This is a genomic window from Paraburkholderia sp. ZP32-5 (assembly GCF_021390495.1).
Classification (GTDB): domain Bacteria; phylum Pseudomonadota; class Gammaproteobacteria; order Burkholderiales; family Burkholderiaceae; genus Paraburkholderia.
The window spans coordinates 1,022,780-1,046,801 of the sequence record NZ_JAJEJP010000001.1; the positions used below are offsets into that span (position 1 = coordinate 1,022,780).

A 24,022-nucleotide genomic window follows, 5' to 3' on the forward strand; every position below is an offset into this window, starting at 1 on the left:
CTGCTTGCGCCGAATGCGTCATATCAACTGGAGTGGTCACTGCCACCGGTCGGCGCACCTGTCAGTAACAAGAACTTCCTGGTCGAAACGCATGGATCGATCGCTGCCTCGCCGGCGAGTGCTGGAAACCAGAAGATGACTGTCAGTTCGCCGAGCCCGGTTTCAAAGACGCTTGGCGTACAGACACAGATTCCGACGCGCGTGCTGGTCAATGGTGCGGTAGTGGTCGAGTCGTTGACCGTCAATAACGTCAGTTACCAGAACGGCGGTGTTCGCTTTGACCGGATGTCGGCGGACGGGACTACGTCTGTAGAAAGCGTATTGCGCTCGGACTATTCGGTTGTACCGCTCGCCGGCACGGTGGCGTCGTCGCCGGCCGACCTCGTACAGTACGGTAACGCGTTGTTCACGAACCCGACGCTGCTTGATCCTTCGGTGAACTGGCAGTCGGGCGCCGCCTACGTGAAATTTACGGCCACGCTGCTCGGTGACGTCTATTACGTAGATGACTTCTCCGGAGCGACGACGGGCAACCAGCCGACTCCTGTGGCGACGGGCACGACGATCGCCGCGTTGATGAACGCTGGCGGTATCGTGTCGAATACCGACTCGACGACGTACAAATCAACGGACGGTACGACGACGACGGTTGGCGGTGTGACGATCTATGTCGCCAACACGGCGCGTCCGCATCTGGCAACGCCGGAATACCGCACGTATTACGAGTTGAACGGTAACGTGTACGTCGGCAGTTGCATGAAGTCGGGAACTGTCGTGGGCGATGTCGGATACACGGTCGCAACCGCAAACTCGATCACGACGACCTACGACACGCAGAACTATCAGATCCGCCTGAACGCGGCGGCAATCTCGAGTCTGAACGCGGCGATGAAGTACTGATCTTCTTCAATTTCTTCAAACGGCGCGTCGGCATCTCCACGACGCGCCGTAATTGCTGTTGAGGCGAAAGAAGATTGTTACCACGTTGCCTGCCGGGTCAATGTCCGTTGTTGGACGAACGGCAAGCTGCTCGATCGGTGTGGATTGACCCACGAAGGCCTTTCGACACAATGTTCTCCCTCGAATCAAACGTATAGTCTCGGATAGATCAACCACCACGCAACCGGGTATGTCGAAGAAGATACTGTGCGCCCTTGGAATCATCGCGTTGCTAAACGCAGCGGCACATTCGAGCACAATCGTTAGCCAGGATGTACCTCTTAAATACTGGATCACCGTCAAAACACTTGGAATATTGAGTAGATACAGGCTTAGCGGCGAGATCGTGAACAATCCGGATGCAATTCGATATCAGTTGATTAACTCGAATTACGAACCAATGTTGATTTATCCGCAGTGTTGTCGCGGCGCAGAAGATGAGCCACCACTAGTTCTGCCCTTCGCGTTCCATGTCCGGGGCACGGAATAGGAGTGTTGCGAGTAGTCTGCGAACCGCCTCGGTTGTACATCTCATGAGTGAAGTTCACTAACCGCGACCGCGCTTGTGAAGAAGCACGAACTGTGTCGCCGTTAATGGTTGCCCCCATCCCGCCCCTCCACCAACAATTCCGACGCATGCCGCCGATAGATCCACGTGCTACATGCTGCCGCGATCACCGTTGCCGGGACGAGGATGACCTCGCGCGTCAGCAGCATCACCGGGCCGGTGCGGCCGTCATCCAGTATCGAGGCCACCAGTCCGCCGAGCATGCCGATCACGATGGCGGCACCCGTCACCGAAATCGTCACGCCGAGATATGCCAGCGCGATACGCCCGGAGTGACCGCGCGTGTCGCGCCACGCGGCGCGCCACCTCATGGCGCCGCCCAGTGCAACGTGGGTGAGAAGCAGGGTGATTCGCAGACGTATCCACGCCCAGGTTAGCAGCAGCATGCAAAGACAGGTTGCGACGACAGGAAAGAACGGTCCGCGCCAACCTAGCGCGCGTGTAGCGAAACCAAGCACGACCACGATTACCACGGAGCCCACGATAAACGCGAGCATCAAGCCGTAAACCAGGCCAGCATAGCGCCAGAAATCGCGTCCCACGAACGATCGCAACGTGACGGCCTGATCGCCAAGCAGAATGAAACGCAAGGTCTGAAACACCAGCGCAGTGACGATCAGCATGTGTATTACAACAAAGCCGAGCTTCGCAAAACTCACATGGAGCGAGTGTGGATCAGGACCGGCGGCCAGATCGTTTTGCCAGATGCCGATAAAAAAGAGCACCGCGATCGACGTGACGACGATCAACGGGCTATGCCGCAGCATCCGCAGCCCATCCCGCCACGCTCCTGTTACGCAGCGCTCGAACCCAATCTCCTGTTGCCGCATTGGCGCCCCCCGATTGTCGTGCTTTTGCTGATTTATTAACGTCTCGTGATACTAGCGCAACGCTGAAGATTCCCTAGCTGGAATCTGGCATAGGCGATGCCATAGAGCGTGCTTCCTATTCCGCTCGAACTACCTGACTTCAAGACAGTTCTCAGGTCCAGTCGATCTTCCCTAGCCACGCCCAACCGCCATTTACCGATACCCTAAGCGGACATTCGCACACAGACGCCAGCGGCAGATTTTCCGCCGGAAACGGCATGTGGAGTGACTAGTTCGGATTGACGGCCGAGTATTTGCCCAATGGAGACCATTCCGCGGCTCCTGGTAGCCCAGAGATGGAAATTAAGACCCAAGGGGCACTGACGCGCTGAACCTGCCACGGAACGTTCCGGAGAATGTTCACGCAAAGATGCTGCGCGACGAGGTCCTTGAGCTTCGAATCATCGCCTTTGTCTAATGAAGCACCTATAGACGTGGCATCTTCGAGTCGTGCACATGCGAAGGTGGTCGACGTCGCTTGAACGGTTGAGCCAATTTCCCGCGCCCTCGTAATTGAACTATAGTTCGAATAAAAAAATAGCCATCGACTTCGGCCGCGGCGCCATTAAAGTTTTGTCCGCTCCCGCCGTAAGTTGAAATGTGAGGCCGACTCTTATAAACGCGGCGACTTGCTGATCGCGTATGAACTGGTCGCAGATATCCTGAGACGACGATCGACGTGCGCCGGTTCTGGGCTAAGACGTTCCTCGCACCGCAATCCAACAAATGTATGCATAACAACTCAATAACAGGGGACCACCGATGTTGAGTAGGACCGTTGTATGCGCGGCGCTAAGCTGCGTTATCACCGCATGTGCGTCAGTCGACGCGGCCAAATATGCTCCGTCTGTCGATAATCTTCAGACGCTGAAGTCGTCGGGTACAGTCGAAGCACGCATCAAGCCGTTCGATGCGCCTGAGACTAACGAAAATCCCTATCCCGTACACCTGCGCGCCGCTCGCATGCACTCACCGGTCGGCGACTCGTTTGGTACGTATTTGTCGAACGCGATGGAGCAGGAATTCGCCGTTGCAGGCGACCTGTCGCCGAATGCGAAGTTTGAGGTCAGCGGCGTGCTGCTCAAGAACGATATCGACGCGTCAGGCCTGTCGCGCGGAGAAGGGACCATCTCGGCACGGTTTATCGTGCGTCGCGGCTCAGACGCCGTCTACGACAGCGTTAAATCCGCGACGGGCAGTTGGGAATCCTCGTTTATGGGCGTCGTTGCCATCAACAACGCAACTGCCGCATATCCGCAGATCGTACAGACCTTGTTGGCGAAGCTCTACGCCGATCCGGTTTTCATAAAAGCCATTCACTAAAGGGGACATTCATGCACATTCGTCGATACATTCGCCTCGCCGCCCTGTGCGTCGGCATCAGTCTTTTTGCGGGATGCGCACACAACATCACTATCTCACCCGACGCGGCCTCAATGACGCCGGAGAAGAAGCCCGATCAAATCGATGCAGCCGTCGGTCTGGTCGTCACCAATGCGATGCGCACGCAAGAAGCCGTGACGCCCGGCGGCGGCGGCGACAAGGTTGCGTACAAGCCTTATCACGATCTTGAATTTCCGGTCTATCTCGCACTGTCGCAGACGTTCAAAAATGTGGTGAAGCTCGACGAAGCGCCGAACGAAGCGGCTGCGCGTGCGAAAGGCCTCACATACATCATCACGCCGGAGATTGCGACGAGTTCGTCGTCATCGAGCTTGCTCACGTGGCCACCCACCGACTTTAGTGTCACGTTGACGTGCACGGTCTCGGATCCGTCCGGAAAGATTATCGCGAAGCCACAAGTCACCGGCAGCGGCCATGCTGAGTTCGATGAGTTCAAGCACAACTTCGGGTTATCGGCGGATCGAGCAACGATCGAGGCGGTCAAGAAGTTGCCTGGCGCGATCGAGCAGGCGCTTGGGACGAGTACCGCGCAGAACGGGACGGGGGCGCAGCAGGCGGCGCATTGAACAAAAAGACCGGATGGACCTACGCCGCAGGGAGATGTTAAAGAAGCGCCGCATAGAAGATGGGCACATTTCTGTTCTACAAGCGGGTTCGTCCGGAAGGGTAAACGCCCTTACCGGTTTTGTGCGCAAGCCCGCATTCCGATTCACAGGTGGCTTGAACGGGGACGGGTTTGCGCTTATCACCAGTTTGAAACGTAAGCTAGCGCGCCGATTCATCAGGACTTAGACAGCAAGGCACACTCGGAAGAGGTAAAGAGGCTTTCCCCATTGCGAGAAGCAAGAACAATATGGAGGTGATTTTCCATGTCATATGCATTGGTCCTGGATGTCTTCTGGTATAGCTCGAGGGATCCGGTCAAAGTGTCGGCGATAGCGGCCACCTGCGCGGAAATCGACGCCATGCCGTTCATTGATCCCTTGGTGAGTCCCGGCTCATGGAACCACAACAATCTTCATCCCATTCACCAGAAGACAGTGATGAATCAGCAAACCGGTCAACCGCTTTCCGCCCACGTATGCCTGATCTCCTGATCCTCCGCAAGCGCATGGCGCGTTTGCCGATGCTGGTTCTCGTCGGGTTACTTACGGCGTGCCATCCGGAGCAGTATCGATGGGCATCGACGCCCACTTGGGTCCCGTCGGACGGCACGATCGCCACGATGCCTCGTGGTGAATCCGTGCCGACAGCGTCGATCGCGAGCTATGCGATTTCGCCTCAAGCGGCGCAGCCAGACTCCGCGAGCGGTAGCGCCGCGAGCAGTGGCCTCGAACGTCTGTCCGATCATGGACAGCAGGCTTTCATCGAAAGACTGGCAGCGACAAGCAAGGACCCCGCTTCGGCGCTTCAGGCGCTCATCGCAAAGAAGAAGAGCAGTGACGCGAAGGATGCCGGATCTGATGTCGTCGAGGAGAATGAGTTCCAGCGGACGCTCGTGGTCACCGTGTCCAAAGCAATTGAGGCACGACCGGGCGATCGGTTGATGAAGGTCGTCGTCGAGTTGACTCCGATAGTCATCGATTCGCCTCTATCTAAAAGATTGCAGTTCGTCTTTGCGGGTTATACCGTGCCGGCCACCAGCATACAGGCCCAGTCGATCGCTACTGTACATAACACGATGACGACTTCGCTGACCGGAAAGCTCTCGCCGACACTTTCGGGAGCGGTCAAAGGGGGAGCCGAGGGAGATTTGAGCACGCAGTACGCAAGCGAAGGCACAACCGATCTTTCTGCTCAGTACGAGGCGCAAAATCTCGCCATTACACCCGAAAAGATTACTCTTGTGCGAGAGAGCGAGCGGGGCATCGATCTAAGCGGAAATGTAACCATTTCTCCGATCACAATCTCGCTCCCCGAAAACGCGCTGCTTCAATCTGGATTTCTGATCAGTAATCCGGCTGGATATTTCAAGAACAACACGGCTATTCCGAGCGCGAAGCTCTCAATTTCAATAACCGAAGTGCAGGATCCACCGTTGACGGCTTTGTGCGCCAACGTCGTGCTGTCTTATCAGCTTCGGACTCCCTCCGACGAAACGAGGAAGTACTATCTGGAGGGAAACCAGAACGTAACGATCACTTCTGGAAAGGTGGATATGGGCCCTCAGGTTCTCGTGCGACCAGAGGAGTTTCCCAAGCGCTATCACTTGGTCGCTCCAAACGGAAACACAATCGGAGCGATTGTCAATCAAAAATCAAACGAACTTATCTTTGCAAGCTATTCCGACGCGGAGGATTTCAATAATTGGTTCGCTGAAAATCCCAACGAAAGAAAACTGGGAAAACAGGGATACGACATAACGGCGACGAGGGGTGTCAAATATTCGATTCTCCCGGTGGCTACCCCGCAGCAGGGCAAATCTGGTTCGAGCACGAGCACGAGCACTGCATACGATTGCGTCAGTTCACAGCACTCGACTACCGCGTCTAGTCCCTGAGCGCTGAACGGGATGTCAGGGGCTGTGAACGTCAGTACCATCAAGCAAAGCACTATCCGCGCTACTTCCTTGGAATACCCGTGCGCCTCTTTCGCTCCCACAGGGTATCCGAGAGGTTTCGGAGATGAATCAGCTGTTGGAGTGACAGCGGTGTGTATTGCATCGACCGCTTGAATCCGCAGCGGAAAAATCGCCGCGACCGGGAATCGGACCTTGGACGCTCGCTTAAATCGCCCCACGACGTCGGCTCGGCCATTCCTACGACGGTCTGTCTTGTCCCGCTATCAACAATTCCGAAGCATGCCGCCGATAGATCCACGTGCTACATGCTGCCGCGATCACTGTTGCTGGGACGAGGATGACCTCGCGAGTCAGCATCATCAACGAGCTATGCGGCAGCATACGAAGTCCATCCCGCCACGCTCTCGCTACACAGCGCTGAAGCCGATCTCCTGTTGCTGCATTGGCGCTCCAGATTGAACTGCGAGCTGACGCGATTCGTGTAATCGACCCGGAGCGGATGATGAGCATTTCCCCACATGGGCCATTCAAAATGGCCACGCGAACAATCTTGTACTCCTCGCGGAGCCGCAAGCAATTAGCGATGATCGTTCATCGCTTTCAGATCTTGCTGGCCAAAAAAAGAATCAACGGCGTGAATGGAGAGAACACGGATACCATACGGACCGGTCAGCACATGAACGATCGACGCTCTGCGTGCATACGAAGCTGCCGGATGATCAAAGAGAGCGAACGTCGAACATGTGAAGACCATATCGTCGACCTGGCGGTCGTACCATGTTACGGGGTTTGAGCATTTCCTTGACATTGGTTGCGCGGATGTCAGGTAGTAGCGGTCTTCGTGGGACGTGGCTCGGACGAGTAGTCGTTCACCGGCTTCTGCCAGCATCGATCCGGTAAGGACGAGATACGCCAGGAAAAATAGCAAGCCGATCAGCCGGCGCCCGTTAATCCGCATCTTCGAATTCACCTGCTTCGTCGACGTCCGAGGCGCGATACAGATCGCGGCAACACCGAGGATGGCGGCGCCAAACCCGATCCATAGGGGATTGAATCTGCCACGAAGCGTACCACTCACGAAGGAGTCGGACGCGGCGGCGGACAGGAGAAACGCAACGGGAAAAATTGAACTCAGGCTGATCCACAGGATGCACAAGATGATCGACCGGATTTTCAATTTTCATTTTCTCCAGGGATATTAAGCCTCGCAGCGTAGAACAAACGACCGACACGCACTAGATTGTCAGCGAGCCGCGAGACGGTCTCGACTATCTGGTTGTGGCCAATGCGCTTACGTAGTCGGAAATCAGTGCTGAATCCGCGTCCATCAGCAGCAGGTGAGTCAGGTCACCATGAAACAGTTGACCATCCATCACCGGAATTGATGAATCCCTTTGGGTCGCTTCGACAAAAGCAGTCCATCGGGAGAGCGCGCGGTCGGCGAGATCGCGCGGCGTGGTGTCTCTCCACGGTTCGAACCAGTGTTCGAGTTCGTCCGTCGCTCGCACCGGGTGAGGCTCGGCCCTCTCATGCAACGGCAATGCCGATTGCCCCGAGTCTTGCAGGTGCCTGGCAATGAACCGCATCGTTGTGGACTTGCCCGAACCCATGATGCCCTCGATGATCACGAGCCGATGAGCGGGCGTTTCTGTACTGCCGGGATTCGCGAGGATTGCCATTTGTGCTGATAGCGCGTTGAAAGGTGGCATGCACTCAGACTTGCGATGCGCGATTTTCGACGATTTAGGCGCTGTCGTCGAGCAACCGGTTGCGGCCGCGCTAGATGACTTCGGCGATGCGAACGATGACCAGTGCTGCCGGAACGAGCGCCACCTGCGCGCACAGTGTTCCCAAAACACGAGCACCCGCGAGCGTTTTAATCGCGCGCCGGAAGCTGTTTTCCGAAATGCGGCCTTCGATCACGTCATCGGTCATCACCGAAACTTGCGGATCGATGACAACCGCCAACACCACTGTCGCAAAGCCATTGATAACCGACGACAGATTCGCGCATGTCACTCGCAGGTCGGGTTTCAGGTAGCCTGCATAGAGCGACGCGAAAACGCCGACCGTCCAGATCGCCATCGCGACGACGTTGAGTCCGATGACTTTCCAGGAAACGCCTGCGCCCGTTGTTAGCTGAGTGACATTGCGTCGGGATGGGAGCCGCGCGCCGAGCCGGAGGTAGCTGACGCCTCCGCGACTGAAGATATGGAGCAGCAGACGGGGGATCGAGCGATTCGCCTGGAAGTGGTCAACGGCCCGGCTGAAATACCGCTGAAATGTGGGAATCAGAAACGCGCCGACCGCACTTGCCACGGTGGCGGTGAGCAGAAAGAGCCGAAAGTCCCCCAAGCAAACCATGTTCTATGTGACGCGCAATATCGAGTTCAACCCGCTTTGCGATAAATGGTCCTTGAAAGGAATTTGCCGTGCGGGAAACCAGCGCGATGATTCCGAACAGCGAGAATGAAACGGCGATACGGCGTGTGCGGACACCCGCAATACGAACGGCGTACGCCAGCGTCGCTATCACATGGATGACGAACGTAAGCCCGCATATGGTCCACAGTTGAATGTCCATGTCGTCGACGCGAAGTTGGCAAGGATCGAAGTCTACCGGAGTGCACGTGACCGGCCGACTGTGGCGATACCAGGACGCGACTCAAGTCACCTACAAACACCGCCCACCACCTTCAAAGCGGAAGCGGCCGGTTTTCAAAAACACTCTTCATAACGAGCGTAGACGTCAATCGCAACACACCCGGCAACGTCGACAAGCTCCGATCATAGAGAGCCTGAAACGCACTCAAATCCTGCGTGACGACGTGAAGCATATAGTCAGGGTCACCAAACAACCGCTCTGCCTGCGTTATTTCAGGCACCAGATGCAACGCCGCCTCGAACGCCTGAATACTCTTTACGTTCGCCTCTTTCAGCGTCACAAAAACGATCGCGGAAAAATCCAGGCCGACCGACGAAGTATTGATCTCAGCGCGGTAGCCGCTGATGACGCCGGCTTGCTCCAGCGCTCGAACCCGTCGCTGGCACGGTGACAGGCTGAGGCCCACCCGCTCGCCAAGTTCGGTGATGGAAAGTCGTCCGTCTTTCTGTAGTTCAGCAAGAATCTTGCGGTCTATCGCATCCATACGAAAGATATTAGCTCACACAAGGGCCAGCGGGCAAGAAATCAGGAGCACCTTCCACGGCCGATTCCGTATGCTTTTCGCCATCGCAATGTCGTAATGAATGGGAGAGAGTTCCTTGGCAGCGAGCTTGTTGACCGCATTCTGGGTCGTGTCTTTTTCGTTGGTGATGGTCCCAGGCGCGGACTGGGCTTACGCGATATCGGCGGGTATGCGCGGGGGCGCAATCGCACCCGCTATCGCCGGCATGTTGTGCGGCTATCTGATGATCACATTGGTCGTTGCAGCGGGAATCGGCGCATTGGTTGCGAGCGTGCCGGTCGTGCTCACCATACTGACATTTGTTGGAGCGGCTTATTTGCTCTGGGTTGGCGGTGGCATCCTCACACGTCCATCCGTACCGACGGCCGGTGAGGGGAGGGCGTCGAACACGAAATTGGGCTGGGTGGTGCGGGGTTTCGCAATCAGCGGCATGAACCCCAAGGCGCTGCTGCTTTTTCTCGCGCTGCTGCCGCAATTCACACGACAAGGACAAGCGTGGCCGATTTCCGCACAAATCAGCGCGTTGGGATTCGTGCAAATTGCGAACTGTGCCGTTGTTTATTCGCTGGTCGCGGTTGGGTCGAAGTTCATTTTGCGTACCCGTCCGAAGGTTTCGCGAATGGTTGGCCAGTTCTCTGGCGCGGCGATGATTCTTGTCGCTGTGTTGTTGCTGCTGGAGCAGTTTCGTGCGCTACGCGGGTGAGTGGATCATCTGAGCGGGAATGGCGAATTTCGGAAGTTGAGTTGCTATCCGGATGTCGATATCTATTGCTGGTGATTGTCGCTTTTTAGGTCCTCTCCAACTCGATACGAAACACTGTGGTCCATCGTTCGAAGCCACTCGACGCACCGGTCGAAAGCAATAGTTTTAGACGGAATTCCGGTCAGTGAAATGCTGCGTAGAGCCGGGTGACGAAGAGAGTACTCAAAAAAGAGAAGTACATTATTACTCTATATTACGCAAACGTTTGCACACTTCTCATTCGAGGCCGAACGCCAATTCAGTCCGGCACTCCCACTCTTCAAGATAATCGTTAAATGACAGCACTAGCGCCGAAAGGATAATTGTTAAATTGAAAGTTGTATAAAAACTTATTGTCAACGAAATGTGAATTGACCATAATTGCGGCGCTCAAAACTAAAACGATGTCCTCTCGCGAGCGCCCTCGAATCTCCGAACAGCGATTCATGAGGTAAAGCGATAGGGCTGCCGCAAAAAGGGGACTTCTTCTGGTCAATTCAATCACTCCGCTCTGATCGCCGCGTTCGAATAGCTCTCCAGTCGATGGCGGAAAGTCTTCTGTTGTCGCAATAGATCTCTTTGCGAATGTTGGTCTTCCGCGTGACAGCACGCCTGTCGCGCGTCGGATACGTGCGCCCTTTTGAAACTCACCACGTGAGCCGGCCCAATAAGAAGGCCGGCTCTGCTTGAGCCTGCTCGCGAATTCCCTGCAGTACCCACTCTAAGGAACAAGAAGGTACATCAGTTCATGCCTAAGCCAGACACTCGCCATCGGATCAAAGTCGTTTCTCCGTACAGCATCGCGTTGCTCGGGATTCTTGCGTCGTCATACGCTCACGCACAGGCGCTGCCCAGCGCTGGCGGTTTGCTCAACCAGCAGCAACAACTCGGCCAGCCTCCGAGGCCGCAATCCACCGCGCCCGCGGAGCTGGGTCTGCCCGCGCAGCCGGAACCGGGCGTGCCGGCGCAGGCGCCCGAATTGAGCGTGCGGCTGCATTCGATTACGTTCAACGGCGATACCGATCTGGCGGCAAAAGAAGACCTGCCCGCATTGACGCAGCCGATGGTGGGCAAGACACTCGGACATGCGGGCCTGCAGCAGTTGGCGGACACGATCACCGAGTATCTGCGCGGACGAGGCTATGTGCTGGCGCGCGCCTATCTGCCGCCGCAGGATCTGACTGACGGCAACCTCGTCATCACGTTGGCAGCGGGGCGTCTGCAGTCGGGCGATGAGCGCATCAGCGTGAGCGGCGATACGCGCAGCAGCCACGAGCGTCTCGCCGCCATCGCTGCCGCGGCGTTGCCGCAGGGTGTTCCGCTGAAGAAGGAAGATCTCGAGCGCGCACTGCTGCTGATCAATGACCAGCCGGGTATCAGTGCGCATGCATCGATCGCGAAAGGCAACGAGCCCGGCACCAGCAAACTGCTTGTGAGTGCAACCGAAGGTCCTCTCGTGAGCGGCCAGCTCTCCGTCGACAACTACGGCAATCGCAGTACCGGCACGACGCGCGGCAATGCGATCCTGTCGATCAACGACCCGTTGCGGATCGGCGACCAGCTCACACTGGGGTTCACCAAAACGAGCGGCAGCGAACTCGCGAACCTCGGATACAGCGCGCCCCTTACAGCGAGCGGATTGCATCTGTTGCTGGGCGGTTCGTATCTGCACTACCACGTCGACCAGGATGCCTACAGCGCGCTCGATCTGTCGGGTCACGCGGTGGTCGGATCGGTCGGCCTCGACTATCCGCTGATTCGCAGCCGAACGCAGAACCTGAATGCGTCGCTGCTATACGAGCACAAGCAGCTCGACGACGACGCACTCGGCACCAACCTGAGCAGCCGCAAACTCGACGATGCCACGCTGGCACTCACCGGCAACCGCTTCGATAGCCTCGGCGCCGGCGGCCTGATGGAAGGGCGTGTCGCACTGACCTTGGGCCACGCGAATCTGGCGGGTAATCCGGAAGACGAAGCGGCCGATGCCGTGAGCGCGCGTACCGCGGGCAACTACGCGAAGCTGACGCTGAATCTTTCGCGCCTGCAGACGCTGGACACGAACTGGAGCGTCTACACCGGCATGTCCGCGCAGCTTGCCAACGCAAACCTCGACAGCTCCGAGAAATTTCTGCTGGGCGGACCGACCGGCGTACGCGGCTATCCGGTGGGCGAGGGCGCCGGTGACGAGGGATGGCTCGGCACGCTCGAACTGCGTCGCTATGTGAACGTGGGCTTGCCCAACGTCAAGGTGCAGGCGTTGGGCTTCGTCGACGCGGGGCAGATCACGTTGCATCACCAGCCCTGGGCCGGTTCGACGCTCAATGCCGACAACACCAACAGCTATTGGCTGACCTCCGCGGGGGTGGGGGTCAACGTGTGGAGCGGCCGTTGGAACATCCACGGCGCCGTGGCGCGCACGATCGGCCGCAATCCGGGCAGCAGTCCGTCGGGTGCGAATTCCGATGGGCTCGATACCAGCTGGCGGGCGTGGGTACAGGTTGGCATGGCGTTCTAAGCCACACAATAAAGGGGATTTCTACATGAAAAGCACATCGCTGAATCACGTTTATCGTCTGGTCTGGAGCTCCGCGTCGGACTGCTGGGTTGCCGTCGCCGAGAACTCGCCGGCGCGCGGCAAGCGCGGCGGCGTCAGCCGCAAACTGACGGCCGCGTTGCTGGCCGTGAGCGTCGGCTCGTTCGCGAGCGCGGCCTGGGCAGGCGGACCGCTGCCAACCGGCGGCGCGATCACCGCCGGCTCCGGCAGCATCGCGCAGTCCGGCACGCAAATGACCGTCACCCAGACGAGCGACAAGCTGGTCACCAATTGGCGCAGCTTCGACATCGGCAGCAACGCCGGTGTGCGGTTCGTGCAGCCGGGCAAGAACAGCATCGCGCTGAACCGTGTGGTCGGCGGTGGCGGTCCCAGCGAGATTCTCGGCAACCTGAGCGCCAACGGCCAGGTGTGGCTGCTCAATCCCGGCGGCGTGGTGATCGGCAAAGGCGCCCAGGTCAACGTCGGCGGGCTGGTTGCATCGTCACTGAATATCAGCGACGACGATTTCCTCGCGGGTAAAGCGCATTTCACGGGCGGCGCCACGGGCGGAGCCGTGATCAACCAGGGCAACATCACGGCCGCGGGCGGCGTGGTCGCGCTGATCGGGCCGCAGGTCAGCAACAGCGGCACCATCAGCACGCCCAACGGCAGCGTGGCGATGGCCGCGGGCGATGCGGTCAGCCTCGACTTCGAAGGCGATGGGCTCGTCAGCGTCAATGTCGATCGCGGCGTGCTCAATGCGCTGGTGCGCAACGACGGTGCGATTTCCGCCGACGGCGGCAGCGTGCTGCTCAGCGCGCGCGCGGCGGATGCCGCCATCAGCAGCGTTGTCAACAACACCGGCGTCATCGAGGCGAAGAGCCTCGTATCGCGCAATGGCCGGATCGTGCTCGACAACGACACCGCGAACGGCACGACGAACGTGTCGGGCACATTGGATGTGTCGTCCACGACCGGGACTGGCGGCGACGTCATCGTCGCGGGAACGAACATCGCCGTGAACAGCGCGACGATCAACGCAAGCGGCGCGACCGGCGGCGGCACCGTCAAGGTCGGTGGCGGGCTCAAGGGTGAAGATGCCAGCATCGGCAACGCGCACTCGGTCACGACCGGCAACGACGTGAACGTATTCGCCGATGCGACCGGCAAGGGCGACGGCGGAACGGTCACGTTCTGGTCGGACGGCAACAACGATTTCGCCGGCAACATTTTCATCCGCGGCGGCGCCAATGGCGGAGACGGCGGCCTCGCGGAAGTATCGGGCAAGGGCGGGCTGCACTACACCGGCGTGACCAATGCACTCGCTCCGAAGGGCGTGGTCGGAGATTTGCTGCTCGATCCGACCACCATCGAAATTTATGGCGGCGATGACCCGGGTAATGGCGCGAGTTCCGGCTGGGGCACCACGGGCACCACCGGCGACATGAAGATCTACGAAGGCACGCTCGAGAAGCAGACCGCGAACGTTGCGCTGCTCGCGTCGGGCGACATCACGTTCGAGGATCTGAACAAGGACGGCTCGGGCAACACCATCACATCGACCACCACGCACGCGGCGCCGACGATCGACGGCCTGACGAACGCCTATGTCACCGGCGACGGCATGATCACGATGCAGCCCGGCGTGAGCGTGTATGTCGAGACGGTGGCGTCGTCGCACAGCTCGATACAGTTCATGAACAGCAACAACACGCTGGCTGTATCCGGCAACGCGTTCATCTACATGGAAGCAGGGGGATCGGGGACCGGCACGGTCGGTCAACCGCAAAGCGGCGGCTCGCTCGTCACCGGTAACTTCGGCGTGTTCAATCTGGTGGTCGGCAGCGACACGGACGTGACAGATCCGTCCAATAACCTGGGCCCCGCCGACATGCCCGCGCACGTGGGTTCGAACTACAGGCTCGGCACCGCGTATACGACGCTTGCCGATCATCCCGCGGCCGGCAGCATTACGTTGCTGGGCGCCGATGGTCTGGCCGTCAACGGCAACCTCACCACGCATGGCGGTTATGTCCGGGTATCGGGCGATGCTGACAGCGGCGGCGTCGGGAACATCATCCTGAGCCATAACATCACCACCAATAACGGCAATCTCTATCTGGGCTTCGGCACGGATAGCACGTCATACGCGCTGCTGTCCGGTGTCACGAATCTGGGCAGTGGCCAGTTGTACACGGGGTTGGATATCGCCAGGGCGAAGGGCTTTACCGGCAATAGCCCCAACACTTCGTACAACCAGTATGCGATGGGCTGGTCGGGTCTCGGCGGCGCCAGCGGCGGCGTCATTCTCGGCGGCCAACTGATCGTGTCGCAGTCCAATCTGGATCTGACCGGCTACACGATTCAGGGCGGCGCCGACATCCAGAACACGGGCGGCTCGGTCAGTCTCGGCAACGTCACGATGACGACCACCGACAAGGCGACCGGTCACGCGACGACATCGTCCGTCGTCGGCTTGCAGGGCTCCGAAATCACCCTCGACGCCGGTACCACGATCAATGGCCTGAGCAGCGTGGATCTGCAGCTCAAGTCCGAGAACGCCAGCGACAACCTGTTCTTCAACAACACCGAAGGCGTGATGTTGGGCAACGGTACGGTCAATCGCGACGGAACAGTGAGCGGCCAGACCACGCGCACGACCTTCATCAGCGAGACCGATCTGGCCAAGCTGGAAGCCGACGGCGTGCGCAGTCTGATCATCGGCCGCGCGGACGGCACCGGTACGACCGAAGTCGAATCGTCCGTCAATGGCATGGGCAGCGCCGTGACGCCGGGGTTCACGTTCAACGTGCCGGGAGAACTCGGGTTGATCAACGGCAACATCGTCGTCAACGGCGCGTTGAGCAACAGCAGTGGTTCGGTGGTGCTGCAGGCGGAGAATGCCCGTGACGGGATCGATCAACTGGGCACGCTGCCGTCCGCCGGCCAGGCATGGGTGGCCGGCGTCGCGAACAACGACAACATCACCGGTAACGTGACGATCACGGCTGACGGTACCGTGACCGCTGGGGACGACATCATTGCATCGTCGGCCAATGGCAATTTCGTCAACGATCGCGGTTCGGATGCATTCACGACGGGCGGCCGCTGGCTGACCTATTCGAACTCGCCCGACCTCGACGTGACCGGCGGCCTGACCTACGACTTCAAGATCTACAACGGGAACTACCTCGATGCCGACGGCGCGTTCGCTCAGGCCGACGGCACCTATAGCTACGCCAACGGTACCCAGGCCGACACGCATCCGGACACCCGGCTCATCGACGGCACGCACACGCTCATTCAGCTGCTGACGCTGACGGGCGGCTCCGGCGCATCGGCGTTCGACAACTCGATCGTCAACGGCAAGGTCTACAAGGTCTCGCCGACCGTGGAAGCGACGTTCGTCGGCGCGGTCACGAAGACTTACGACGGCACGACCGGCCTGACGAACACGACCGTCACGTATCAGGACGGCACCACCGGCTCGGCGCTGACGACCAGCGGCAACGTCAAACTCGTGAGCAACGGCATCGACGGCGACAACGTGCAGGTAGCGGTCAGTCAGATCGGCCTCGGCGGCGCGCAGTTCAGCGACAAGAACGCCAACCCGGACGGCTCGGTCAGCGTCAACGGCAGCACGGTCACGGTCGCGAACGGCAAGACGGTGAGCGCGACCGGCGTGACGATCGGCACGGCCACCAACGGCGGCGACAGCAATGCCGCCGACGATGACGTGTCGGGTCATCAGGTCCGCGTGTACGGCTACAACCTGAGTGGCGGCACGGGCGATGTCGGTGCGACGGGCGGCGCGATCCAGGGCAACATCGGCGTGATCAACCCGGCGACGGTGACGGTCAGCGCGACAGCCGGCGGCAAGGTTTACGACGGCAACACGGGTGCTACGTTGAGCAATCCGCAGGTGGTCACCGGCGTGCTCGCCGGCGATGCCGGCAACGTGGCCGTCGCCGGCACCACGGGCACCTTCAGCGACAAGAACGTCGCCAACGGCAAGTCGGTGTATGGCACGGGCCTCACGCTGACCGGCACCGAAGCAGGCAACTACGTGATCGACTATGGCACCGCGGTCGCGACGGCCGACATCACGCAGAAAACGATCACCGCAACGGCGACGGCTAGCGACAAGGTTTACGACGGCACGACCGCCGCGCAACTGAGCGATGTGACGCTGGCGGGTCTTATCAGCGGCGATACGGTCTCGGCCAGCGGTACCGGCAGTTTCGACACGAAGAATGTCGGCAACGGTAAGGCGGTTGACGGCTCGGGTCTGTCGCTCGCGGGCGCTGATGCGGGCAACTATGTGATCGATACGTCGGCGCAGGTTGCGACTGCGGCCATTACACCGAAGTCGATTTCCGCAACGGCCACGGCGGGTGACAAGGTCTATGACGGCACCACCACAGCGCAACTCAGCGATGTGACGCTGGCGGGTCTTGTAAGTGGCGATACGGTTTCTGCTAGCGGCACAGGCAGCTTCGACACGAAGAATGTGGGCAACGGTAAGGCGGTTGATGGCTCGGGCCTGTCGCTCGCCGGTGCCGATGCGGGCAACTACGTGCTCGATACTTCGGCGCAGGTTGCGACTGCCGCGATCACGCCGAAGTCGATCTCCGCTACGGCGACGGCCGGCGACAAGGTCTACGACGGCACCACGACCGCGCAGTTGAGCAACGTGACGCTGGCGGGTCTCGTGAGTGGCGATACGGTCTCCGCCAGCGGTACCGGCAGCTTCGACACGAAGAATGTGGGCAACGGTAAGGCGGTTGATGGCTCGGGTCTGTCGCTCGCGGGTGCGGATGCAGGCAACTATGTGATCGATACGTCGGCGCAAGTTGCTACGGCAGCGATCACGCCGAAGTCGATTACGGCTTCGGCGACGGCGGGTGACAAGGTCTATGACGGCACGACCAGCGCTCAGCTGAGCAACGTGACGCTGGCAGGTCTCGTGAGCGGCGATACGGTTTCAGCGAGCGGCAGCACTGGTAGTTTCGACACCAAGAATGTCGGCAATGGCAAGGCAGTTGACGGTTCGGGCTTGTCGCTCACTGGTGCCGACGCAGGCAACTATGTGCTTGATACATCGGCGCAAGTAGCCACGGCAGCCATCACGCCGAAAACGCTCACGGCTTCGGCCACGGCTGGCGATAAGGTCTACGACGGCACCACCACCGCACAGTTGAGCAACGTTGCGCTGTCGGGTCTCGTGGGCGGCGATACGGTCTCGGCCAGCGGTACTGGCAGCTTCGATACGAAGAATGTGGGCAACGGTAAGGCGGTTGACGGCTTGGGCCTGTCGCTCGCCGGTGCCGATGCGGGCAACTATGTGCTCGATACGTCGGCGCAGATTGCTACGGCCGCCATTACGCCGAAGTCGATTTCCGCTACGGCCACGGCGGGTGACAAGGTCTACGACGGCACCACTACCGCGCAACTGAGCAACGTGGCGCTGGCGGGTCTTGTGAGCGGCGATACGGTCTCCGCTAGCGGTACCGGCAGCTTCGACACGAAGAATGTGGGCAACGGCAAGGCGGTTGACGGCTCGGGCCTGTCGCTCGCGGGTGCCGATGCAGGCAACTATGTGCTCGATACATCGGCGCAAGTGGCCACGGCGGCGATCACGCCGAAAACGCTCACGGCTTCGGCCACGGCTGGCGACAAGGTCTATGACGGCACGACTAACGCGCAGTTGAGCAACGTGACGCTGGCCGGTCTCGTCGGTAGCGATACGGTTTCGGCGACTGGCAGCACCGGCAGCTTCGACACGAAGAACGTCGGCAATGGCAAGGCAGTTGACGGCTCGGGCCTGTCGCTCGCCGGTGCCGATGCAGGCAACTACGTGCTCGATACGTCGGCACAGGTAGCCACTGCAGCCATCACGCCGAAAACGATCACCGTAACCGGCACAGTCTCCGGCAAGACGTACGACGGCACCACCGCGGCGCAACTGGCCAACGTCGCACTGAATTCGGGGGACATCATCTCCGGTGACGACCTCGGTGTGGCCGGCAACACGGGAAGCTTCGACAACCAGAACGTCGGCGCAGGCAAGTCGGTCTACGGCACGGGCTTGTCGCTCACCGGCGCGGACAAGGGCAACTACGTGCTCGACACGCAGGCTGCAATCGGCACGGGTGACATCTCCACCAATTACTCGCCGGTAGCGCTGGTTGCGCCGACTCAGGGCGTGAACGGCACGGCCAGGTCCGATCAGAATGCCAGCGGCAGCGGCAATCATGCGGCGGGCGACAGCGTCGCCACGCTCGGCACGACGCCACAGTCGGTGGCCGGACTGTATGACGGGCTGCCGGGCAGCAACACGTCGCAAGGGATGCACGACGTCGACACTGCGACTCCGGTGCTGGACACGTCGATCGTCAGAGCCAACGGCTGGACCAGTCTGGCCCTCGGCGACGAGAAGGAGGAGCCCGCCGCGCACAACACGCTGGTCGTGTTCCGCGCCGAGAGCGCCGATAAGCTCGACAACAAGGGTACTTACGAAGTCGTCGACAAGGGCAACGACATCGCGCTGGAAGGCGTCGCCACGCTCGGCTCGAACACGCCCGATCTGGGTGTCGCTGGAGGCGAGTGGGTCCGCGGCGTGGTCGCACGCGCCGATGGCGAACTACTCGAGATGCGTGTGCGCCTGCTCAACGACGGCACGCTGCTCGTGAATCTGCCGTCCAATGTGTCGCAACAGCGCGACGAGGACGCGGCGGGTTACGGGTTGGCAGTCGCGAGAAAACGGCTCGGTGTGCATGTGCAGGCTATCAAGGCCGTGGTGCTGGAGGCGTCGAATAGCCAGCAAAGCTGACGTTGAGATGGAGTCGTGTAACAAGAAGCCGGTCCCTTGGTGTATGGGACCGGCTTTTTTTCGGCCACGCTAATCAAACGACGTCGCGCTTCAGAAAACCTTCGACAACGGTTGCGAAATACGGCGGACATTCCTGCATCGGGTAATGACCGCAGTTAGAGATAACGTGCAGTTCCGCGTTCAGATGCCACGCGAGAAAGGTCCGCTTCATTGCCTCTGAATCAAGCCCCGGATCCTTATCGCCGACGATGACCAGATACGGTGTTTGAAGGCCTCGAACGTCATCGACAAAGTTAGCGGTGGTCAGCATGTCGAGGTATCTGCTCCTGCAGGTGAATGCGACCGTATCGCGGCTTTGTCGTACCTTGCGATCTGCCCACGTGTCGGAAAGACCTCCGGTGACGAACTTGAACAGGCGGCGAAGGGCGTCGTCGTCTTCTATCGTGCTGTCGAAGAAAGCCCGGGCGTCCGGGCTTAGCCGATTTCCAGCGGCGGAAACGGGACACACGGCGATCGCGCTCGCGATGCGAGACGGAGCGTCCGCGGCCATGCGCTGCGTGATCATTCCGGTCATCGAGTGGCCGATTACATGGAAGCGCGTCCAGCCGAGCTGATCGGCGAGCATCAGGCAATCGGCGGCCATCTCTTCTATCGTGAATTCGCCGGCCAGTTCGATGGATAGACCGTAGCCGCGCAAATCGACGAAAACGTATGTGAATGCGCGGTCGTCGAGCCAGGGGATCAGCGCATCGTAGCTGGAGTGGTCGCCGAGCCAGTCATGCATGACCAGCACGCGAATGGGGCCATTGCCGTATTGCACATATCCGAGGCTAGTGTCGGATCCGCGACGGACTTCAACGGTTGCTTTCATTTCAAGGTTCCATTCAGATGGGGGAACCAAAACGAAACGCCCTCCCGGCGTGAACCGGGAGGGCGTTTTGAAAGTGAGGGCATCGTATCAATCGAGTGAGGGCGGGTCAATGGGTGGGCGCAGCGCGGGCTATTCGTTTGCTATCAGTGAAAAGCCACAGGGGATTTCGCGCTCGCTCACGGCTTCAGCATTCGACTGGCTTGCGAACGTAATAGATATCCCATTCGGCTTCAGCACACTTCGCGAAGCCATGCCGTTGATAAAAGCGGTTTGAATCGCTACCGCGCAATGCGCCTAAGCGGATCTCCATATGATGAGCGTCGGCATCTTTGAGTACATCCAGTAAGACTGCTGCGCCAATGCCCTTTCCCTGATGGTCCGGCAGGATATAAAAATGATCCAGAAGCCAGTGATCTTCGCGAGGGCAAACCTGGATGAAGCCCACGCGAACGCCATCGATCTCGATGAATCGACATTGCGAAGGATCGAACGATGCCAGAAAGCGCTCGCGAGCGCGTTGTGCGTCAAAGCGTCCAATGTGTTCCAGACTCTCGCGCATCGCGGCAATGCGAATGTCGACGAGGGCGTCGGCATCGGATGGATTTGTGGCAGCGAAGCCCGGATTCATAGGTGACTATTCCCTGGTGGTCGCCTTCAATGTCGGGGCGCACACTCAACAGGCAAGCGCCGGATCAATCTCATTGCCCGTCAAGCCGAACTTCGCCATGCGAGCGCGATGATCCGGCGACCCAAGATATAAACGAAGTTGAGCGTTGACCGCGTTGAGCAGATCGCTGTTTTCTCTGCTGAACGAGAACGCACCGGGCGGCGGCTTCAACGGCCTGTCATTCGCTCCAGGCCGATGCTCTACGGCCTCAAGCATCGAACTGCCGATACGATTCGCCAGTATCCGGTTTCCCAGCGCAGTGCTCGCATACGCATCGATTACTCCCGAGCGAACCGCTTCGATAGCATCGGCCTGCTGTTCGAAGATGACGATCTGATCATCACTCACGCCCGACGCTTTCGCCGAGTCGTGCTGCACCTGTCCCGCGATGATTCCAACGCGTGCGTCGTCACGTTGGGCGCATGACGCGTAGCTGTCGAGCGCTTTCGGATTGCCGGCCCGAACCAGGAACCCGTCTCCCATCGCCCATACGGGTACGCTGAACGCAACCAGATTGGCGCGTTCAGGCGTAACGAACAGTGGAACATTCATGTCCCAGTGGCCCGCTGCGACGCCAGGCAGCAATTCGCTGAACGTCGTCAGCCGATGTTCGATTTGGGTGACACCGATTGCCCGAAGAACCTCGTTGGCCAGATCGATGTCCGCACCGGTAGCGGTGTGATCCGCTTCCGTCCAGCCGAACGGCGGCTCTTCGATGTACGCAATCGTTACCTTCATGATCGTGTCTCGTCAAATAGGAACGGCCATCGAATCTGCGCAGCCGATTGCTGGTGATTCTACCGGCATGCATGCACGTCGCGTGTTGGCTGCACTTTGTCGTTTGTTGATCAGCCTGATATGCCGGCGGGCAGGGCCGATCCCGGAACAGACGCAACCAGGACCTTATACGCGCGTGCTGCCCGGCGATGCAGGTCATTGACTCGAACGAGACGTTCTTTTCGCGTCGACGCTCATCACCCATCCGTCGAAACAGTGACCGTCTCCCACGCATCGATCTGCGCATTCAACGCCGACAACTTGTCGCGAACCAACCCGAGCGCATCACTACCGAGCAAAAGATGCGCGGGCGGATGGTCCGCCGCGATAGCGGCCAGCATCGCGCGCGCCGCTTTTCGCGGATCTCCCAACTGCTTGCCGCTTTTCTCCTCGCGAGCCTGGCGAATCGGATGGAACATATCGTCGTAATCCGCAATCGAGCGAGGGGTTCGCGTCATCGAACGACCTGCCCAGTCAGTGCGAAACGAGCCCGGCGCCACGGCCGTCACGGCAATACCGAAGGGCCCGACCTCTTTGCCGAGTGCCTCTGAGATACCCTCCAGTGCAAACTTGCTGCCGCAGTAATAAGTGATTCCCGGCATCGTGATATAGCCGCCCATCGATGTGATATTCAGAATGTGGCCGCGGCGGCGCTTGCGCATGAAGGGCAGCACGGCCTTCATCATCGCGACCGCGCCGAATACATTCACATCGAACTGCCGTCGCATTTCCGCGAGCGGCGATTCCTCCATGATGCCCTCGTGGCCGTAGCCGGCATTGTTGACCAGCACGTCGATGGGTCCGACGTTGACCTCGATTTCCGCCACGACGCCGTCGATCGCGTCGAAGTTCGTCACGTCGAGCACACGTCCCCATGCGGCATTCGCGGATAAGGACTCAAATTCACGCTTCGCCTCGGCACTTCTCACCGTACCGACGACCTTATGACCCACCGCCAGCGCTTCCTGTGCGAGCGCGCGGCCAAAGCCGCTGCTGACGCCGGTGATGAGCAGAGTTTTGCTGGATGCCATCAAAGCTTCTCCCGAATATCGATTGGAGAGTGCATACTAATCTTCCGAGATCGGCAAATTAAGCCGAATTCCGCTGATTTTCTTGCATAAAACTATGAGCACGACACGCGCTTCGGCCCAACCTTCAGCGTTATCTTCTCGCAGCCAGAAACGCATGGTTGCGCTGCTGCGCGCGTTGGCGCCCGACGAGGGCTACAACCTGACAGCATTACCGAGCGTGCGCATCTTGCGTTCGAACCGGGCTCTGTCGCGCACGCCCGTTCTGTACGACCCCGGTATCGTGATCGTTTGTCAGGGCCGCAAGCGGGGTTATTTCGGCGACCAGTTGTACCTTTACGACGAGCGTCACTACCTGGCCGTCTCCGTACCAGTGCCGTTCAGCATGGAGACCGACGCAACTGACGAGCATCCGCTGCTCGCGCTGTATCTGCACCTCGATTTCGCGCTGGCCGCCGAGCTTGCGGAGCGGATCGACCGTGAGGACATCGAGGAGCGCGCGCCGGCACCTCGGAGCATGATGTCGACGCCGATGGATGACGCGATGCAGGCGTCCGTGCTGCGCTTTCTGGAGGCAATGCATCGGCCGCTCGAAGCTGCCGTGCTGGGTGACGGGCTGCTGCGTGAACTGTATTTCCGTGTGCTCACCGGAGCCCAGGGAAGCGCATTGCGCGAGGCGTTGGCGATGCGCGGACAATTCGGCCAGATAGGCCGCTCACTGCGCCTGATTCATGCAAGCTATGCAGAGCCTCTCGACGTCAGGCAACTGGCCGACGAAGCGGGTATGAGCATTCCGAGTTTCCACAGTCACTTCAAGGCAATTACGCAGGTGTCGCCGATGCAGTACGTGAAGTCGACGCGCCTCCATCAGGCTCGTCTGTTGATGGTGCGCAACGAGCTGACCGCGGAGGCGGCGGGACACGCTGTGGGTTATACGAGCCCATCGCAGTTCAGCAGGGAATTCAGGCGCTTGTTTGGTTTGACGCCGGCCGCGGAGGCGAGGCGTCTGCGCGAGAGCTTTGCGATTCCACCGGTATTCGCCGATTCGGCTTATGTGTCGTCGCACTGAAGTCGTGCTGT

Annotated in this window: 16 protein-coding genes and 1 pseudogene; 8 read left to right on the plus strand and 9 right to left on the minus strand. The window is 59.5% G+C overall.

The window, feature by feature from the left end; translation table 11 throughout:
* Nucleotides 1–135: 135 nt before the first annotated feature.
* The gene (locus L0U82_RS04335) at nt 136–900 is read left to right on the plus strand and encodes a hypothetical protein (RefSeq protein ID WP_233828734.1); all 765 of its coding nucleotides are present in this window, start codon (nt 136–138) and stop codon (nt 898–900) included.
* Between the two features lie 630 nt (nt 901–1,530).
* On the opposite strand, the gene L0U82_RS04340 is transcribed toward L0U82_RS04335, so the two are convergent.
* Complete coding sequence (locus L0U82_RS04340) at nt 1,531–2,256, minus strand: hypothetical protein (RefSeq protein WP_233828736.1); 726 nt, start codon at nt 2,254–2,256, stop codon at nt 1,531–1,533.
* Nucleotides 2,257–3,138: 882 nt separating this feature from the next.
* Between L0U82_RS04340 and L0U82_RS04345 the strand changes: the two genes are divergently transcribed.
* From L0U82_RS04345 to L0U82_RS04355, 3 genes are all read left to right on the plus strand, one after another.
* On the plus strand, nt 3,139–3,699 hold the full coding sequence (locus L0U82_RS04345) for a hypothetical protein (protein ID WP_233828738.1): 561 nt from the start codon (nt 3,139–3,141) through the stop codon (nt 3,697–3,699).
* Nucleotides 3,700–3,710: 11 nt separating this feature from the next.
* Entirely contained in the window at nt 3,711–4,346 is a 636-nt protein-coding gene (locus L0U82_RS04350; RefSeq protein ID WP_233833110.1) for a hypothetical protein, read from the plus strand.
* A 434-nt stretch (nt 4,347–4,780) separates the two neighbouring features.
* Nucleotides 4,781–6,280 carry a hypothetical protein gene (locus tag L0U82_RS04355; protein ID WP_233828740.1) on the plus strand — a complete coding sequence of 500 codons (1,500 nt, stop codon included), beginning with the start codon at nt 4,781–4,783 and terminating at the stop codon, nt 6,278–6,280.
* A 598-nt stretch (nt 6,281–6,878) separates the two neighbouring features.
* On the opposite strand, the gene L0U82_RS04360 is transcribed toward L0U82_RS04355, so the two are convergent.
* The 4 genes and pseudogenes from L0U82_RS04360 to L0U82_RS04375 all read right to left on the minus strand — a co-directional run bounded on the left by L0U82_RS04360 (nt 6,879) and on the right by L0U82_RS04375 (nt 9,450).
* Nucleotides 6,879–7,478, minus strand: a complete 600-nt coding sequence (locus L0U82_RS04360; RefSeq protein WP_233828741.1) for a hypothetical protein — start codon at nt 7,476–7,478, stop codon at nt 6,879–6,881.
* Nucleotides 7,479–7,569: 91 nt separating this feature from the next.
* Nucleotides 7,570–7,980, minus strand: coding sequence for a hypothetical protein (locus L0U82_RS04365; RefSeq protein WP_233828742.1), 411 nt, complete (start codon nt 7,978–7,980; stop codon nt 7,570–7,572).
* Nucleotides 7,981–8,080: 100 nt separating this feature from the next.
* A pseudogene (locus L0U82_RS04370) lies at nt 8,081–8,885 on the minus strand (lipid II flippase Amj family protein).
* A 112-nt stretch (nt 8,886–8,997) separates the two neighbouring features.
* Nucleotides 8,998–9,450: an Lrp/AsnC family transcriptional regulator gene (locus tag L0U82_RS04375; protein WP_233828743.1), complete on the minus strand. Its 453-nt coding sequence runs from the start codon at nt 9,448–9,450 to the stop codon at nt 8,998–9,000.
* 115 nt (nt 9,451–9,565) lie between these two features.
* Between L0U82_RS04375 and L0U82_RS04380 the strand changes: the two genes are divergently transcribed.
* The 3 genes from L0U82_RS04380 to L0U82_RS04390 all read left to right on the plus strand — a co-directional run bounded on the left by L0U82_RS04380 (nt 9,566) and on the right by L0U82_RS04390 (nt 19,599).
* A complete protein-coding gene (locus tag L0U82_RS04380) occupies nt 9,566–10,192 on the plus strand; it encodes a LysE family translocator (RefSeq protein WP_233828744.1) in 627 nt (208 codons plus the stop codon).
* A gap of 787 nt (nt 10,193–10,979) precedes the next feature.
* Nucleotides 10,980–12,749, plus strand: coding sequence for a ShlB/FhaC/HecB family hemolysin secretion/activation protein (locus tag L0U82_RS04385; protein WP_233828745.1), 1,770 nt, complete (start codon nt 10,980–10,982; stop codon nt 12,747–12,749).
* Nucleotides 12,750–12,774: 25 nt separating this feature from the next.
* Nucleotides 12,775–19,599: a YDG domain-containing protein gene (locus L0U82_RS04390; RefSeq protein ID WP_233828746.1), complete on the plus strand. Its 6,825-nt coding sequence runs from the start codon at nt 12,775–12,777 to the stop codon at nt 19,597–19,599.
* Nucleotides 19,600–19,672: 73 nt separating this feature from the next.
* On the opposite strand, the gene L0U82_RS04395 is transcribed toward L0U82_RS04390, so the two are convergent.
* The 4 genes from L0U82_RS04395 to L0U82_RS04410 form a co-directional block, all read right to left on the minus strand.
* Nucleotides 19,673–20,470, minus strand: a complete 798-nt coding sequence (locus tag L0U82_RS04395) for an alpha/beta fold hydrolase (protein ID WP_233828748.1) — start codon at nt 20,468–20,470, stop codon at nt 19,673–19,675.
* Nucleotides 20,471–20,654: 184 nt separating this feature from the next.
* Nucleotides 20,655–21,098: a GNAT family N-acetyltransferase gene (locus L0U82_RS04400; protein ID WP_233828750.1), complete on the minus strand. Its 444-nt coding sequence runs from the start codon at nt 21,096–21,098 to the stop codon at nt 20,655–20,657.
* A gap of 45 nt (nt 21,099–21,143) precedes the next feature.
* Complete coding sequence (locus tag L0U82_RS04405) at nt 21,144–21,875, minus strand: transporter substrate-binding domain-containing protein (protein WP_233828752.1); 732 nt, start codon at nt 21,873–21,875, stop codon at nt 21,144–21,146.
* A 236-nt stretch (nt 21,876–22,111) separates the two neighbouring features.
* Complete coding sequence (locus tag L0U82_RS04410) at nt 22,112–22,945, minus strand: oxidoreductase (RefSeq protein ID WP_233828755.1); 834 nt, start codon at nt 22,943–22,945, stop codon at nt 22,112–22,114.
* A gap of 94 nt (nt 22,946–23,039) precedes the next feature.
* Between L0U82_RS04410 and L0U82_RS04415 the strand changes: the two genes are divergently transcribed.
* Nucleotides 23,040–24,011, plus strand: a complete 972-nt coding sequence (locus L0U82_RS04415) for an AraC family transcriptional regulator (RefSeq protein ID WP_233828757.1) — start codon at nt 23,040–23,042, stop codon at nt 24,009–24,011.
* The last annotated feature ends 11 nt before the right edge of the window (nt 24,012–24,022 follow it).

Bases quoted from the DNA above. Each gene is read 5' to 3' on its own strand.
- L0U82_RS04335 (WP_233828734.1), top strand. From the start codon at position 136: ATGACTGTCAGTTCGCCGAGCCCGGTTTCAAAGACGCTTGGCGTACAG.
- L0U82_RS04345 (WP_233828738.1), top strand. From the start codon at position 3,139: ATGTTGAGTAGGACCGTTGTATGCGCGGCGCTAAGCTGCGTTATCACC.
- L0U82_RS04350 (WP_233833110.1), top strand. From the start codon at position 3,711: ATGCACATTCGTCGATACATTCGCCTCGCCGCCCTGTGCGTCGGCATC.
- L0U82_RS04355 (WP_233828740.1), top strand. From the start codon at position 4,781: ATGGAACCACAACAATCTTCATCCCATTCACCAGAAGACAGTGATGAA.
- L0U82_RS04365 (WP_233828742.1), bottom strand. From the start codon at position 7,980: ATGGCAATCCTCGCGAATCCCGGCAGTACAGAAACGCCCGCTCATCGG.
- L0U82_RS04375 (WP_233828743.1), bottom strand. From the start codon at position 9,450: ATGGATGCGATAGACCGCAAGATTCTTGCTGAACTACAGAAAGACGGA.
- L0U82_RS04385 (WP_233828745.1), top strand. From the start codon at position 10,980: ATGCCTAAGCCAGACACTCGCCATCGGATCAAAGTCGTTTCTCCGTAC.
- L0U82_RS04390 (WP_233828746.1), top strand. From the start codon at position 12,775: ATGAAAAGCACATCGCTGAATCACGTTTATCGTCTGGTCTGGAGCTCC.
- L0U82_RS04395 (WP_233828748.1), bottom strand. From the start codon at position 20,470: ATGAAAGCAACCGTTGAAGTCCGTCGCGGATCCGACACTAGCCTCGGA.
- L0U82_RS04400 (WP_233828750.1), bottom strand. From the start codon at position 21,098: ATGAATCCGGGCTTCGCTGCCACAAATCCATCCGATGCCGACGCCCTC.
- L0U82_RS04405 (WP_233828752.1), bottom strand. From the start codon at position 21,875: ATGAAGGTAACGATTGCGTACATCGAAGAGCCGCCGTTCGGCTGGACG.
- L0U82_RS04410 (WP_233828755.1), bottom strand. From the start codon at position 22,945: ATGGCATCCAGCAAAACTCTGCTCATCACCGGCGTCAGCAGCGGCTTT.
- L0U82_RS04415 (WP_233828757.1), top strand. From the start codon at position 23,040: ATGAGCACGACACGCGCTTCGGCCCAACCTTCAGCGTTATCTTCTCGC.